15 protein-coding genes, 2 tRNA genes, 1 other RNA gene and 1 pseudogene are annotated in these 13,477 nt (G+C 69.7%); 9 read left to right on the top strand and 10 right to left on the bottom strand.

Going from position 1 to position 13,477, the window contains the following annotated elements:
- Nucleotides 1-7: 7 nt before the first annotated feature.
- The 3 genes from E1285_RS22060 to ffs all read right to left on the bottom strand — a co-directional run bounded on the left by E1285_RS22060 (nucleotide 8) and on the right by ffs (nucleotide 2,815).
- A complete protein-coding gene (locus E1285_RS22060) occupies nucleotides 8-442 on the bottom strand; it encodes a YbaB/EbfC family nucleoid-associated protein (protein ID WP_132154999.1) in 435 nt (144 codons plus the stop codon).
- A 189-nt stretch (nucleotides 443-631) separates the two neighbouring features.
- Entirely contained in the window at nucleotides 632-2,680 is a 2,049-nt protein-coding gene (locus tag E1285_RS22055; RefSeq protein ID WP_132154997.1) for a DNA polymerase III subunit gamma and tau, read from the bottom strand.
- 39 nt (nucleotides 2,681-2,719) lie between these two features.
- Nucleotides 2,720-2,815, bottom strand: an RNA gene (ffs, locus tag E1285_RS22050) — signal recognition particle sRNA small type.
- 59 nt (nucleotides 2,816-2,874) lie between these two features.
- Between ffs and E1285_RS22045 the strand changes: the two genes are divergently transcribed.
- Both E1285_RS22045 and E1285_RS22040 read left to right on the top strand, forming a co-directional pair.
- Complete coding sequence (locus E1285_RS22045; RefSeq protein WP_132154995.1) at nucleotides 2,875-3,219, top strand: DUF952 domain-containing protein; 345 nt, start codon at nucleotides 2,875-2,877, stop codon at nucleotides 3,217-3,219.
- A 10-nt stretch (nucleotides 3,220-3,229) separates the two neighbouring features.
- Nucleotides 3,230-3,317 (top strand) — tRNA-Ser (locus E1285_RS22040).
- A 108-nt stretch (nucleotides 3,318-3,425) separates the two neighbouring features.
- On the opposite strand, the gene E1285_RS22035 is transcribed toward E1285_RS22040, so the two are convergent.
- A complete protein-coding gene (locus E1285_RS22035; protein WP_165966699.1) occupies nucleotides 3,426-3,869 on the bottom strand; it encodes a pyridoxamine 5'-phosphate oxidase family protein in 444 nt (147 codons plus the stop codon).
- 181 nt (nucleotides 3,870-4,050) lie between these two features.
- On the opposite strand from E1285_RS22035, the gene E1285_RS22030 reads away from it, so the two are divergent.
- Both E1285_RS22030 and E1285_RS22025 read left to right on the top strand, forming a co-directional pair.
- Entirely contained in the window at nucleotides 4,051-5,190 is a 1,140-nt protein-coding gene (locus tag E1285_RS22030; protein WP_132154991.1) for a hypothetical protein, read from the top strand.
- Nucleotides 5,191-5,322: 132 nt separating this feature from the next.
- Complete coding sequence (locus E1285_RS22025; protein WP_132154990.1) at nucleotides 5,323-5,631, top strand: type II toxin-antitoxin system VapB family antitoxin; 309 nt, start codon at nucleotides 5,323-5,325, stop codon at nucleotides 5,629-5,631.
- Nucleotides 5,632-5,658: 27 nt separating this feature from the next.
- Here the strand turns inward: E1285_RS22025 and E1285_RS22020 are convergent, their stop codons facing one another.
- From E1285_RS22020 to upp, 5 genes and pseudogenes are all read right to left on the bottom strand, one after another.
- Nucleotides 5,659-7,107 (bottom strand): helix-turn-helix transcriptional regulator, encoded by a 1,449-nt coding sequence (locus tag E1285_RS22020; protein WP_132154988.1) that lies wholly within the window; start codon nucleotides 7,105-7,107, stop codon nucleotides 5,659-5,661.
- Between the two features lie 457 nt (nucleotides 7,108-7,564).
- Nucleotides 7,565-8,074 (bottom strand): annotated as a pseudogene (locus tag E1285_RS22015) (PH domain-containing protein); the annotation flags it as partial.
- 7 nt (nucleotides 8,075-8,081) lie between these two features.
- A complete protein-coding gene (locus tag E1285_RS45705) occupies nucleotides 8,082-8,240 on the bottom strand; it encodes a hypothetical protein (protein WP_165966698.1) in 159 nt (52 codons plus the stop codon).
- Between the two features lie 74 nt (nucleotides 8,241-8,314).
- Entirely contained in the window at nucleotides 8,315-8,575 is a 261-nt protein-coding gene (locus E1285_RS22010) for a hypothetical protein (protein WP_132154984.1), read from the bottom strand.
- A gap of 216 nt (nucleotides 8,576-8,791) precedes the next feature.
- Nucleotides 8,792-9,430 carry a uracil phosphoribosyltransferase gene (gene upp, locus E1285_RS22005; protein WP_132154982.1) on the bottom strand — a complete coding sequence of 213 codons (639 nt, stop codon included), beginning with the start codon at nucleotides 9,428-9,430 and terminating at the stop codon, nucleotides 8,792-8,794.
- 85 nt (nucleotides 9,431-9,515) lie between these two features.
- Between upp and E1285_RS46690 the strand changes: the two genes are divergently transcribed.
- From E1285_RS46690 to E1285_RS21980, 5 genes are all read left to right on the top strand, one after another.
- Nucleotides 9,516-9,998, top strand: a complete 483-nt coding sequence (locus E1285_RS46690; RefSeq protein ID WP_207946737.1) for a hypothetical protein — start codon at nucleotides 9,516-9,518, stop codon at nucleotides 9,996-9,998.
- Between the two features lie 154 nt (nucleotides 9,999-10,152).
- Complete coding sequence (locus tag E1285_RS21995) at nucleotides 10,153-10,638, top strand: tRNA adenosine deaminase-associated protein (protein ID WP_132154980.1); 486 nt, start codon at nucleotides 10,153-10,155, stop codon at nucleotides 10,636-10,638.
- Between the two features lie 102 nt (nucleotides 10,639-10,740).
- Entirely contained in the window at nucleotides 10,741-11,178 is a 438-nt protein-coding gene (locus E1285_RS21990) for a tRNA adenosine deaminase-associated protein (RefSeq protein WP_132154978.1), read from the top strand.
- An 88-nt stretch (nucleotides 11,179-11,266) separates the two neighbouring features.
- Nucleotides 11,267-11,704, top strand: a complete 438-nt coding sequence (tadA, locus tag E1285_RS21985; RefSeq protein WP_132155033.1) for a tRNA adenosine(34) deaminase TadA — start codon at nucleotides 11,267-11,269, stop codon at nucleotides 11,702-11,704.
- A gap of 10 nt (nucleotides 11,705-11,714) precedes the next feature.
- Nucleotides 11,715-11,802: transfer RNA gene (locus E1285_RS21980), tRNA-Ser, on the top strand.
- A 1,012-nt stretch (nucleotides 11,803-12,814) separates the two neighbouring features.
- Here E1285_RS21980 and E1285_RS21975 read toward each other — a convergent pair.
- Nucleotides 12,815-13,384 (bottom strand): DNA-processing protein DprA, encoded by a 570-nt coding sequence (locus tag E1285_RS21975; protein ID WP_243722967.1) that lies wholly within the window; start codon nucleotides 13,382-13,384, stop codon nucleotides 12,815-12,817.
- Nucleotides 13,385-13,477: the final 93 nt, after the last annotated feature.

The raw sequence follows: 13,477 nt of genomic DNA, 5'->3' as shown, positions 1-13,477 counted from the left end.
GGCCGACTCAGGCGCCGGAACCGCCGGAACCGCCGGAGCCAGGACCGCCCAGACCCGGGAAACCGCCGGGCAGCCCGCCGCCTCCGCCCGCTCCGCCGAGCCCGGGGATGCCGCCACCGCCGCCGAGGCCCTCGGCGAGCGGCCCCATCTTCTCCTGCTGCAACTGCTGCGCCTCGCGGCCCGCGTCGCGGATCGCGGCCAGCACCAGGTCGGCGATGGTCTCGGCCGTGTCGGCCGGATCGTCGGCGTCGATGGTCTTCGGGTCGATCGACAGACCCGTGACCTCGCCCTGCCCGTTGACCGTCACGGTGACGAGCCCGCCCCCGGCGGTGCCCTTCACCTCGGCCTCCGCGAGTTCGCGCTGGGCACTGAAAAGCTGCTCCTGCATGGCCTGCGCCTGCTGGAGCAGTTCTTGCATGTTCAGCTGACCACCGGGTTCCACGGTGCACTCCTCTTCCGGCCCCCCGAAAGGGCCTTCTCTCTGGCGCTCCGCCAGCCACCGGACGTCCGTCCCCCGAGACTACGGGCTCCCGGCGCTCCGCCGTAAGTACGGGCACCGGTCGGCCCCGTCGGGAAGATCTTGGGCACGGTGGTTCCGCGTCACGTCCGGGTCAAACGCGGCCGATCGCCGCTACGGCTGGGCGGGGGCCGAGTTGTCGATCTCGCGGATGATCTGGCCGCCGAGTTCGCGCTGGATGAGCGCCATGCCGCTCATCTCGGCCTCGGTGCCGTCCGCGTCCGCGTCGCCGACCGGGTCGACCTCGTCGCTCTCGTCCATCGGCGGGGGATCGGGCGGGGGCGGAGGCTCGTCCGGAGGCGGGGGCGGCGGCGGTTCCGGCGCCGATTCGGCTCTCGGGGCGGGCGGCCCGGTGTCCGGACGGGCCTGCGGCCGCGGCTGCTGCCGTGGCTCCGGGTTCGGTGCGGCCGCCCCACCGAACCCGCCACTAGGGCCCGGCCGGGAAGGCGGCGAGGCCGCGGGCGCGCCGCCGACGACGGTCTCGATCCGCCAGTCGACGCCCATCCGCTCCTTGAAGACCTCGCGGATGACGGTGTCGCGTCCGCCGTTGACGAAGCCCAGGCGGCGTCCCTCGGCGTCGAACCCCAGGGTGAGGACTTTCCCTTCCAGCGACACCGGATGCACCCCGGACATGATGACCATCCAGGTCGCGCGGCTCTTCTGCTTGACCGCCTCGACGACGTCCGGCCACAGCCGCTGAACGGCGGAGAAGTCCATCCCCCCGGAGGAGGCGGGGGCCGGACCCGGCTCCGGCGCCGGCTCCGCCCTCGGCTCCGGCCTCGGCGGCGCTGGCGGACTCGGCGGTGCCGGACTCGGCGGCGCTTCAGCCGCAGGCTGGGCAGGACGCTCCGGTGCGGAGGGCCTTTCCGGCGCGGGCGGGGTGGGAGAAGAACGTTCGGCCGCGCGGGGAGCCTGCTCGACGGGCGGCGCGGGCGACGGTTGCGGTGCGGGCGCCTGCGGCGGCGCGGGCATGCCGCCGCCTTGGCCGGCGGTGAAGCCGCCTTGGGTGGCTTGGCGTTCCAGGCGGTCGAGGCGGGCGAACATCGACCCCTCGTCCGCGTAGGCGGCGGGCAGCAGGATCCGTGCGCAGATCAGTTCAAGCAGCAGCCGCGGGGACGTGGCGCCGCGCATCTCCGTGAGGCCGGTGTGCAGCAGGTCCGCCGCGCGGGTCAGCTCCCCCGGCCCGAGGGAGGACGCCTGGCGCCGCATGTGCTCGAGTTCGTCCGGCGGGACGTTCAGCAGCCCCGTCCCCCCGGCCTCCGGGACGTTCGACAGGATCACCAGATCCCGGACGCGTTCCAGCAGGTCGGCGGTGAACCGGCGCGGGTCCTGGCCGCTTTCCACGACCCGGTCGACGGCGGCGAAGACGGCGGCCCCGTCGCGGGCCGCGAACGCCGCGATGACCTCGTCCAGGAGCGCGGAGTCGGTGTATCCGAGGAGGGAGACCGCCCGCGCGTACGTGATGCCGTCCTCGTCGGAACCGGCGAGGAGCTGGTCGAGGATCGACAGGGTGTCGCGGGCCGAACCGGCGCCCGCCCGGACGGCCAGCGGCAGCGCGGACGCCTCGTACGGGACGTCCTCCGACCCCAGGATCTCCTCGACGAGCTCGGTGAGGACGCCGGGCGGGATCAGCCGGAACGGGTAGTGGTGCGTCCGGGACCGGATCGTCCCGATGACCTTCTCCGGCTCGGTCGTCGCGAACACGAACTTCAGGTGCGGCGGAGGTTCCTCGACGAGCTTCAGCAGCGCGTTGAAGCCCTCGCGGGTGACCATGTGCGCCTCGTCGATGATGTACACCTTGAAGCGCGCCGACACGGGGGCGAAGAAGGCCCGTTCCCGCAGGTCGCGGGCGTCGTCGACACCGCCGTGGGACGCGGCGTCGATCTCGATCACGTCGATGTGCCCGGTGCCCGTCGGCCCGAGCGCGACGCAGGAGTCGCAGGTGCCGCACGGGTCGGGGGTCGGCCCCTGCTCGCAGTTCAGCGAGCGGGCGAGGATGCGGGCGCTGGACGTCTTGCCGCAGCCGCGCGGACCGCTGAACAGGTACGCGTGGTTGATCCGGCCGTTGCGCAGCGCCTGCTGCAGGGGCTCGGCGACGTGCTCCTGCCCCTTCAGCTCGGCGAACGTCGCTGGCCGGTACTTGCGGTACAGAGCCAGACTCATCGGGGAGCCGTCCTCCCTCGAGAAGCAGAGCGTCAGACGAAAAAGGACCCCCCGCACACCCGCCAGAGCCTGTTTATCCTTGCTGCCTTCCGGCCCTGGGGAGGTTCACAGGGTGACGCCATGCGAGGGGTCTGCCCCAGAGTCTATGACATCCGCGGCCCAGGATTGCCAGGGTTCCGCGTAGTCTCCGCCTCATGTCCGCCCCGACGCACGACACACTCCTGCACATCGCCGAACGAACCCACTGGGAGGCCGCTCGCGACGCGGGAGTGTCGTACACGATGTCCACGCTGGGCCGGACCCTCGACGACGAAGGCTTCGTCCACTGCTCGTCCGACATGGCGCAGGTGGAGGGGGTGCTCGGCCGGTTCTACGCCGGCGTCCCCCGCTCGGACCTGCTCCTCCTGGTCATCGAGGTGACGTCCCTGGACGCCCCCGTCCGCTACGAACCCGCGGGCGACGAGGTCTTCCCCCACGTCTACGGACCGATCCCGATCGCCGCCGTAATTGATGTCAGGTCACTGCCCGAGAACCGGTAGGCTTCCCCGTGGAGGATTCGCCTAGTGGCCTAGGGCGCACGCTTGGAAAGCGTGTTGGGTTCACGCCCTCGCGAGTTCGAATCTCGCATCCTCCGCCAGCCTCACAGGCGTAACGCTGAGGGCGGCATCCCCCGGGGTGCCGCCCTCAGCTCGTTCCAGCCTCGTTCGTTCCCGCCGCCGAACCGCTCCGGCCGCGCTCCCGCGGATCAGTAGGAGCGGACGCGGGCCGGCGCCACGCGGATCACGGTGGACAGCTCGGTGAACACCTCGCCGGGGGTCATGCCCGCCGAGTCCATCGACTCCCGGTGTTTCTCCATGTACGCGGCGATCTCGTCCTCGTCCAACGGCGCGGGCCCGCCCGCCGGGGCGGGGTCGAGTTCGGCGACGCCCTCGATGGTGAGGACGCTGTGGTCCTCCGAGGCGGTGTCGAGATCCAGGTGCAGCGCGACTCTGGCGTTGCCGCGCAGGTTGCGGATCTTCGGAGTGCCGGGGGCGCTGATCATGAGGAACGTCTTCCCGTTCCACACGTACCCGACCGGCGATGTCTGCGGCTGCCCGTCCGGCGTCACGGTCGTCAGCCAGATCACGGTTTCCTTGCGCAGCCGCTCCTCGGCGCGAGCGGCCCGTTCACCTTCGAGATCAGGAAGCATGTAACCACCATAAAACGAATGATGGTGTCTCGCTAGACGTCCGGTGCGGCCGGATGGCGGTGGCGATCCGGCCGCCGGAGAGCCCGCGGCGGGCGGGGGAGGCGTTCCGGCCGGTGCGGCGAGCCGCACGCCTGGTCGTTTTGACGGTGGATGTCGGCGAGGGTCGATATCGTCCCGGCGCATGGGGATTGATCTCGTTGCGCTCGCCAAAGAGCGGCGCTTCACGCAGGACTGGGAAAGCAGACGCGTCGGACGGCACGATGTCCTCGTCGAAGAGGGGAAAGTCGGCGTCTTCGTCTACCTCTTCCGCGACGACCGCGTGCTGGTGGCCAAGGCGAACCGGGGGTACCGCGAGGACGTCGTGGAAGCCATGCTGGACGCCGTGGCCGACCTGATGGACGGCGAGCTCGGCGACACCGTTCACGTCCGGCCGATCGACGTGCCGGGCTTCGCTCTGGATCGGGCCGTCCTGCTCGGCCCCGGGCAGACGGGTTTCTGGGAGAAGCGCGCCCCCGAGCTGGTGGAACGCGGGCTGCAGGTCGTCCCAGCGTACCGCGGTGAGGTCGCCGACGGAGAGCCCGCCAAGCGGTTCCGGTGGGCCGTCCTGGGCAAGGGCCTGTCCCTGCGTGACGGCCACTGGGACCGGGATCCGGTGCCGCGCGCGCTGGTCACCCGGGACAACGGGCCCGAGCGCGGGATGACCGTTCCGAAGGGGCGGGACATGATCATGTCCGCCGAGACCGTCCTGGACAACTACGGCAAGCACATCACCGACGGCATCGAGATCCTCCTGCGCGATGTACGGGACCGCGAGCTGCGGCTGCGCCGCGAGTGGGACCGCTTCAACGGCACCCTCGTGGACGACCCGATCGAGTCGGAGGTGTCCGTCCCCGTCGACCGGCTGTGGGAGTCGCTCGGCCCGCTGTTCCACGGCGAGGACGCCGACGCCGCGAGCCTGGTCACCGGACCGGACGTCTCCTTGCCGATGCTCATGGTGCGGGTGCACAACCGGTACCGGAGCGACGCGGCCATGTCGCCCGTCCTGCTGGACGAGGCCCTGAACTGGGTCCGGGGCCTGGAGCCGGTCCACGGGCACTTCCTGACGTTCACCGGCCGCTCCGAGGGCACCGTCCAGATGATGTGGCACGCTGACGGGCCGAACCGGCCCGAGCTGTGGCTGGAGACGACCTACCCCAAGAAGCGTGAGCTGCACGGCCGGTTCGTCACGGTGGAGGAGGCCGAGCGGATGGTCACGATCCTCGCCGTCGAGGACCGCGTCGCCGTCGGCGAGCTGGGCAACCTGAAGGTCGACACCTGGTAGGCGGGCGGCGGGCGGAACTTACTGACGAAGCCGTTGAGCTGGGAGGTAACTGGTTTACAGTTGCGGCAACTAGAGTGACTCATGTTGTTGCGTTTCCTTCTCCAGGTCACACCTACGCCGTAGACTCGGGGCGTGATCTTCAAGGCGGTGGGTGAGGGACGGCCCTATCCCGAGCACGGACTCTCGTCCCGGGACTGGGCCAAGATCCCGCCTCGCCAGATACGTCTCGACCAGCTCGTCAGCACCAAACGCGAGATGGACCTTCAGTCGCTGCTGTCGAAGGACTCCACCTTCTACGGCGACCTGTTCCCGCACGTGGTCCAGTGGCAGGGCGAGCTCTACCTGGAGGACGGCCTGCACCGGGCACTGCGCGCCGCGCTCCACCAGCGGCAGGTCCTGCACGCGCGCGTCCTCGACCTGGACGCCGTGGACATGACCTGACCAGCGCCTTCCGGCGGCAGCCGTGGTTCAGACGCGGCCCAGGTCGCGGTTGGCCGCGAGAGGACGTGGGGCGCGGAGGCCGGCGGCCTCCAGGGCCTTCCGGTAGGCGGCCGCGGCGGCTTCCGCGTCCTGGACGAGTTCGTACAGCTCTCCCAGTTCCCTGAGCAGATGTGCCGCCGGACGGCCCGTCGGCAGAGTCGCCAGCTGTTCCGACGCGGCGCGCAGGACGACCTGGGCGGCCGTCCGGTCCCCCTGGGCCACGCGTGCGCGCGCTAGGACGAGACGGGCCAGGACGGTCTTCTGTGTACGTGCGGCGAGGTCATTGCCAGGCTGCGGGGTCACGGTGTGGTGGCTCGTCGGGGGGCCCAGGGCCATACCCGTGTCGAGGAACTGCTCCAGGGTGGCGATGGCGTCGTCCAATTCGCCGATGAGCACGAGTGCCCGTGCCTTGGCGATCGTGCTTTCCGTGGACTCCGCTCCATCGAGGCTGGTCGTCCCCTGCAGGAGGTCGAGTGCCTCCTGCGCGGCCTCACGAGACCCTTCGGGACGAGGACGTTCGAACCCGTACTCACCAGTCGGCACCTCGGCGGACGGTGCGGTGGACGAGAACGGCATGACGCCCCTGAGCAGCGCCTTGGCGGCCGCAAGGGCGAGGCGTTCGCGCGCGCGGACCGGGCTGGTGTCACTGCGTGCGGCCAAGGCCTGATCGGCGAAGTACAGCGAGTCGCCGATCGCCCCGTCTTCCAGGGCGCGCATGCTGGCCCGCTGGTAGTGGACGCTCGTCGGCTCGTCCCCGGACACCTCCGGGTGCAGGAGCCGCCGTCCGAGGTCGTGCGCGCGCGCCGGATCGGAGCGGTCGACGTAGGCGAGCAGCAGAATCCGTCCGACCTCGGTGTACTCCTCGCCCACGACGAGCCCGAGGTGGTGCAGGCGGGCGATGGCGCGCTCGCCGAGCGCGATGGCCTGCCCCAGGTCGCCGACGGCGTGATAGCAGCGGGCGAGCGCGATCACGGGCGCCAGCCAGCTCGCCCGGCCAGGGTCCCGTTCGGCCTGCTCGCGCAGGTCCTCGAAGAGCGCGATCGCGGGGTCGGTGCGGCCCAGCTCCTCCAGCGCGCGGGCACGGCCCCAGCGCGCGCGGGCGGTCAGGTCGGGATCGTCGCTTCGCGCGATCACCTCGTCGAAACCGGCCTCGGCCGTGGCCGGGTCGCCGCGCAGCAGCGTCAGGTGCGCGTGGCGTTCGCGGACCTCGAGGTGGGCGCGCTGCTCCGGCTCGACGCCCTCGGCCAGGTACTCGGGGGTGCAGCCGAGACGTTCGGCCAGCATGCGCAGGACCGTGGGCGTCGGCGTGCGCTTACCCGACTCGATCAGGGATATGTAGCTGTCGGAAAGGTCGTGACCGGCGAGCTGTGCCTGCGACAAGCGTCTGGTCAGCCGCAGGTTGCGGACACGTTCGCCGACGTTGCCTGGACCCGGCATGTGGACTCACTTAGCGGAAGTAAACAGGCGGCTGGGGTGCCGACATGATTGCACATTGGGGGTTATCGCACATCAAGAGTAAAGAAGCGGCGAGTGATAGAGAGCGGCTGGTCCGGCCCCGTCCCGCCCCCGCGCACACGCTCCGCGACGCCGTGGCGCGCCGGTTGCGACCGGGTGAACCTCCCGGCGACCGCAACGTCTGTCACCCTCGGAAGGTATCCGACCTTCCATACAAGATCGCAATAACCGCCGATATTGATCACCCCGCCGCGTTTACCGGCCAGCGCCCGTCCACCCGCGACGAGGAGGTGTTGGTGGGGGCCCGGCGGATTTGGCGGCGGGGTCAGATCGGGTCGTCCGGGCCGGTGCCCGTGGGGACGTCGTCCGGCGGGGCCGGTTCCTTCGGACGGCGCGGAGGCGGCGGCGGGGGGAGCGTCTTCTCCTCGGGCTGCGGGTTCTTGTTCGGGAAGATCATTTCGCAGACTTCGAGGTAGAGCTGCTCCGGGTAGGGCAGGTAGTCGACGTTGGTGAGGGCCTGGTCCTGTCCGGCGGACTCCAGGATGAACTCCCCGTAGCCGAGCATGCGGCCCGCGATCGTCCGCTTGAAGCTCATGTCGGTGACCTTGGCCAGCGGCATCATCGCGACCTTGCGGGTGATCAGCCCGGTGGTCAGCAGCATGCGCTGGTTGGTGATGACGAAGTAGTCGACGGACCACTCCGCGACCCGCCAGACGAACCAGGCGAGGAGGATCAGCCAGCCCCACCAGATCCAGCTGATGACCGTGCCCGCGTCGCTGGCCAGGGTGTTGCTCAGCACGCCCGCGATGATCAGGCCGCCGAGGACGAGGCCGACCGGGACCATCAGCACGGCCGGATGCCGCCGCACCGTGATCACCTGGTTCTCGTGCGGGAGCAGGTACTTGTTGACCGATGCCGGGGCGGAGTCTCCGGGGGTTACGAGCCTCATGGCGGCCTCAGGCGAGAGCGTTGACGAAGGTGGCGACGGAGCCGGCGGCGGAGGCGATGCCGCTGGCGGCGCTCTCCACCGACTGCGCGGCGCCGTCCGGCTGGTTGATCACGTAGAACGCCACGAAGGCGACCGCGACCCACGTCATGTACTTCTTGGCGGGCACGGCAGCCTCCCGGAGCGTTGACCCACGGACCCCGGTTCAGTTTCGCACAGCGTGCACGGCCGTCAAAGCAAGGCCTATGGCGCGTTGTCGAGCGACGAACGTCGCGCCTTGCGGCGTTTCTCGGCGTCGACGGTGGCGAGCACCTCCAGGTGCCTGCGCGCGATCCGCTCGACGAGATCGAGCGGCGCCGACCCCGTGACCTCCTCGGCGCCGTGCCGTGCGGCGGCCACGCACCTGTCCACCGTGTCGGCGGCGTGCACCCCTTCGAACTCCTCGACGAGCCGATCACCGATCGCCGTGTAGCGCGGCCGGTCGCCGTCCCCTTGGTGAGCCATGACATGTCCTCGATCGAACTCGCTCCCACCGCCCGGTCCGTAACGGTCCCCCTGTGCCGGGGCGGCGGAGGGGAACGCGCACTGGCGTTCCGTAGCGCCTTCGTACCCTCGGCGGACGCTAACGAACATCGCAGGTCAGCGCCGGGACCACGAACCGGTACCCGGATCGGGACGACGCCTCTCGGCCGCGGCGGACGGACGCCGGTCAGACGACGGTCAGACGACGCCGTAGAGGCGGTCCCCGGCGTCCCCGAGGCCCGGCATGATGAAGCCCTGCTCGTTGAGGTGGGAGTCGATCGCGGCCGTCACGACCCGGACGGGCGCCGAAATGTCGGAGAACGACTGCTCCAGGTGCTTCAGTCCCTCGGGGGCGGCGAGCAGGCAGATCGCGGTGACGTCGTCGGCGCCGCGGTCGAACAGCAGCCGGACGGCGGCGGCGAGCGTCCCGCCGGTCGCGAGCATCGGGTCCAGGACGTAGCACTGCCGGCCGGACAGGTCGTCCGGCAGCCGCGTCGCGTACGTCTGGGCCTGCAGCGTGCCCTCGTCCCGGATCATCCCGAGGAAGCCGACCTCCGCGGTGGGCAGCAGCCGCGTCATGCCGTCCAGCATCCCGAGTCCGGCACGCAGGATGGGGACGACGAGCGGCTTCGGGTTCGCCAGCTGGACGCCCCGCGCCGGGACGAGCGGGGTGTCGACGGTGGCGTCCGCGACCCGGACGTCGCGGGTCGCCTCGTAGGCGAGCAGGGTCACCAGCTCGTCGGCCAGCCGGCGGAACGTGGGGGAGTCTGTGCGGACGTCCCGCAGTGTGGTGAGCTTGTGCGCGACGAGGGGATGATCGACGGCGAGGGTCTGCATGCGCTCACCGTAGCCCACCGTCCAGCCCCGGCCGGGCCCCCGCCGGGACTGGGTAGGACGCCGCTGAGCTGGGCAGGATGGCGATATGAACAGCGATAACGATCACCAGCCGGAAGGTCCGGCGCGGGACGGGGAGTCCGCGCCCGACCCACCCGAGCCGCCGGCTCCGCCGAGCGAGGCCGGGCGGACCCCGGCCGAGGCGGGGCGACCCCCGGCCGAGGCCGCGGCGTCACCTCCCGAAGCGGCGGTTCCGCCTCCCGAAACCGTGCCGCCGCCTCCCGTTCCCTCCGCCCCGACCTCCGACGCTCCCGCCCCCTCCGGCGACGACGCCACGGCGTCCGCGACGGCCCCGGTGACCGATGTCACAGCCGGGGAGGACGTCCGGCCGCGTCCGGGCCCCCAGGGCGACATCTCCCCGGAGGAGGTGCGGGAGCACCTGCGGCGCCGGGCGATCTTCCTGCGCGAGCTGGCCGAGGCCCGTGAGCTGCGCCGCCGGGTTACGCCGCACCGCTCGCGGCGCGCACGGATCCACGCGGCGCTGCGCCGCCGCACCTTCCGTATAAATTGACGCGGATCGAGTAGGTTCTTTCCGCTGGGCATGGGTTTGCGGCACTGACTCCCGGTCTCACGCGCGAGTGCGGCGCCCAGTTTGGCGTTGGGGCACGCGCGGGCCGCCGCATCTGGGACCATGCCCTGGCAGGAGACGCGCCGGTGGGGTGGAAATGACGGATGTTGACGCGACGGACTTCGCTGTCGTGGTGTACCGGGAAGACGAAGGCTGGGAGGCCGAGATCCTCCCGGTGGCGTTGACCGAGGACCTCGCGGGGATGATCCATGCCCTGCGCCAGCAGCCGAGCCTTGGCGGCACGGTCGGGCTGGTCTCGGTCGGCGACGACTTCTTCGTGGCGATCCGCCTGCTGGGCGACGACGTCATGGTGTTCCTGTCGGACGTCACGGCCTCGGTCGACTGGCCGCTGGCCGGCCAGGTCCTGGAATACCTGGACATCCCGATCCCCGAGGACGAGGAACTCGACCAAGTCCTCCCCGTAGGCGACATGTCCATCTTCGCCGACCTCGGCCTGGACGAGATGGAGCTCGGCGCCATCTCCGGCGACCTGGAGCTCTATCCGGACGAGATGCTGCTCAGCATCGCCGGACGCATAGGCTTCGCCCCCGCCTTCGAACGCGCCATGGACGCCATCGCCTGACCGCCCCCGTTCCGGACATGACGGACGAATCAGCGGCGATTGGACTGATCCCGCAGCGTCAAGGGGTGTGACCGGAGCAACCCCGTGGGTCACAATTACCACGTGTCATATTTCGCCGCCGTGTTCGCGCGGACCCCGGAGGGCTGGGTCGGCGCCGAGGCCATGCTCGCCGAGGCCGAACACGTCGACGACATCGCCGACCTGATGCGGGAGGCGGCCGTCGAGTCCTACGGCGACCCGGTCGTCCTCCTGATCGAGCAGGACGACGACTGGTTCGCGGTCGTCCGGCTGGACGGGCAGGACGAGCCGCGCGCCTACGTCTCCACCATCCGCGAGGACACGCTCGGCTCGCTGTTCCAGCAGCTCGTCGGCGAGATCCCGAACGGCGACCCCGGCGGCGACCCGGCCCTTCTCGAAGACCTCGGCCTCGACCCCAAGCAGCTCACCGACCTCGGCGACAGCGCCATCCCGGGCGACGCCCTGCTCATCGTCGCCGAGCAGGCCGGCTTCGGCGAAGAGTTCGACCGTCTCCGTGACTGACCCGCCGCCCCGTCCCGGCCGGGAACCGGGGCGACCGCCCGGCGCGGCCGACGAAGGAGATCCCGTGCTCGCCGGCGCGGTGGCGGCGATGCGCCGGGCACTGCGCGAGGCGCACCGAGCCCTTGAGGACGGCGAGATCCCGGTCGGGGCGGTCGTGCTGGACGGGTCGGGCACGGTCATCGGAACGGGCCACAACGACAGGGAACGCTCGGCGGACCCGACCGGCCACGCGGAGATCGTCGCGATGCGGGAGGCGGCGGCCGCCCGCGGGGAGTGGCGCCTGTCGGGCTGCACCCTGGTCGTGACCCTGGAGCCGTGCACGATGTGCGCCGGGGCGTCCGTCCAGGCCCGCCTGGACCGGGTCGTGTACGGCGCCGTCGACCCGAAGGCGGGCGCGGTCGGGTCGCTGTGGGACGTCGTCCGCGACAGGCGCCTCAACCACAGGCCGGAGGTCATCGCCGGAGTGCTCGCCGACGAGTGCGGCGCCTTGCTAACGGAGTTCTTCACGCACCGCAGAGTCAGGTAAGCTCTCCCGCGGTGGTGTCGCCTAGTGGACGAGGGCGCACGCCTCGAAAGCGTGTGAAGTGCAAGCTTCCGTGGGTTCGAATCCCACCACCACCGCCACCCAACCGGCCGTCAACCTGGCCAAACGCTACGAGGGCGGGACCCATGGTCCCGCCCTCAGCGCTTTCCAGTCGACCTTGGGGTGTGGAGGCATCCTCGGTCGGACGGCCTTCGCCAGGGGGAGCCGCTCGGCCAACCGTTGCTGTGCATCACACAGGACCCAGAGCTCTACGCCCAGTCCGTGCCTCGACCTCGGCGCTCCTGACTTCGGTCATGATCCGCCGTGTGGGGCGTGGCAGAGATTTCCTGGTGAGCGTCATTACCCTGGACAGGAGGCTCCAGTCCAGGGGCAGATATCCGGGTCATAGTCCGGGAGTCCGTCGAGGAATTTGGCGTTATCGGCGTAGTCCCGCTTGATCCAACGAGCGGCCACCATAACCGAGACCCTCTGTGCCCCTGCATTTCGCAGCGACAGGGCCGCCGACTGGGCGTGGCCGCCTTTCGTCCAAGTATCGTCCAGCAGTAGTACGTGCGAGCCTGTGGGCAACTCGCGATCAGCGGTGAAGTGACGAGCATCGACTGCTCGCGCATTCGACATGCTCGCAGCAGCGGTAAGTTGCACTTCAGTTGCCGGAGCCGATCCACTTACTATGCGATGGAACGGGGTGTTCGCCAGACTTCAGAGGTAGTGACGGAACTGATGCCCAGTGAGTGATCGGCGAGTTTCCGAGAACGCTCGCGCAGCCACCATGCCTGGACAGAGCGAAGAGCGTAAGCATCGCCACTACTCCGTAATGAGCCTCGACCGGAGAATTCGGTGCCTTGTAGCCGCGCATGACGTAGCCGGACTGTTGCCCCGCAACAGCATAGGTCACTGGCGCAACGACATCGGCGATCCCGCTATTAATGCGATGCTGTTTGCATGGGTAGCAGAGCCGGTAATTCTCCTCGACCGGAGTCGTGCAGACTGCGCATGTCACATGGTCCTGCCGAACCGGGTTTCGCAGGTACCCACCGGCGGTGGCGATCAGAGCCGCGCGGAGTCGTTGTTCAACCGCAGACGCGAGCATATCTAGGCGGAGACCAGGCGCCGTAGGTCGGCATCAAGGATGGATGCTTCGCTTATCAGGCCATCGACAATGCCCAGTACGTCCTTAAGCCCGTCGGCAACATGAACACCTGGTCGACCGACAAGCGCCCGAGCCCATTGATTGTTCGTAACAACGAGGCCGGTCAGGATGACCGGACGCCCGTGCTCGACTGCCATTCGAGCTTGAGCACGAGCTCCACTGTGTTCGCCCGCCTCTACGACTACAGTCGCAATTCCATATCCAGACATGGTCGCGTTCCGCATCAGGAATGTATGTTTCTGTGGTGGCGCATCTGGCCAGAATTGAGAAAGTAGGAGACCTCGCGATGAGATCTCACTGTGGAGGTCGCGATTTTCCTTAGGGTAGACCTTATTGATTCCGGTACCAATAATGGCTACCGTGCGCCCGTCGGAGTCGAGTGCAGCGCGGTGGGCAGCGGTGTCGATGCCAGCAGCCAGTCCCGCTACAACCGTAACTTTCCGAGTGACTAGCTCTTTGGCGATGTTAGTGGCGATCTCTAGTACGGCAGTCGTAGAACGTGATCTTGTCATTGGCGGTTGAGGCGGGCCCGGTAGTGGAACCAGCGGGCGCGGGCTTGGTGGCGTCGTCGCCAGGTGTGCCAGCGCAGGTGGTGCTCGGTGCTG

Source organism: Actinomadura sp. 7K507, assembly GCF_004348425.1.
In the GTDB taxonomy this organism is placed as follows: Bacteria; Actinomycetota; Actinomycetes; order Streptosporangiales; family Streptosporangiaceae; genus Spirillospora.
This window is presented reverse-complemented; position numbering and strand designations above follow the sequence as displayed.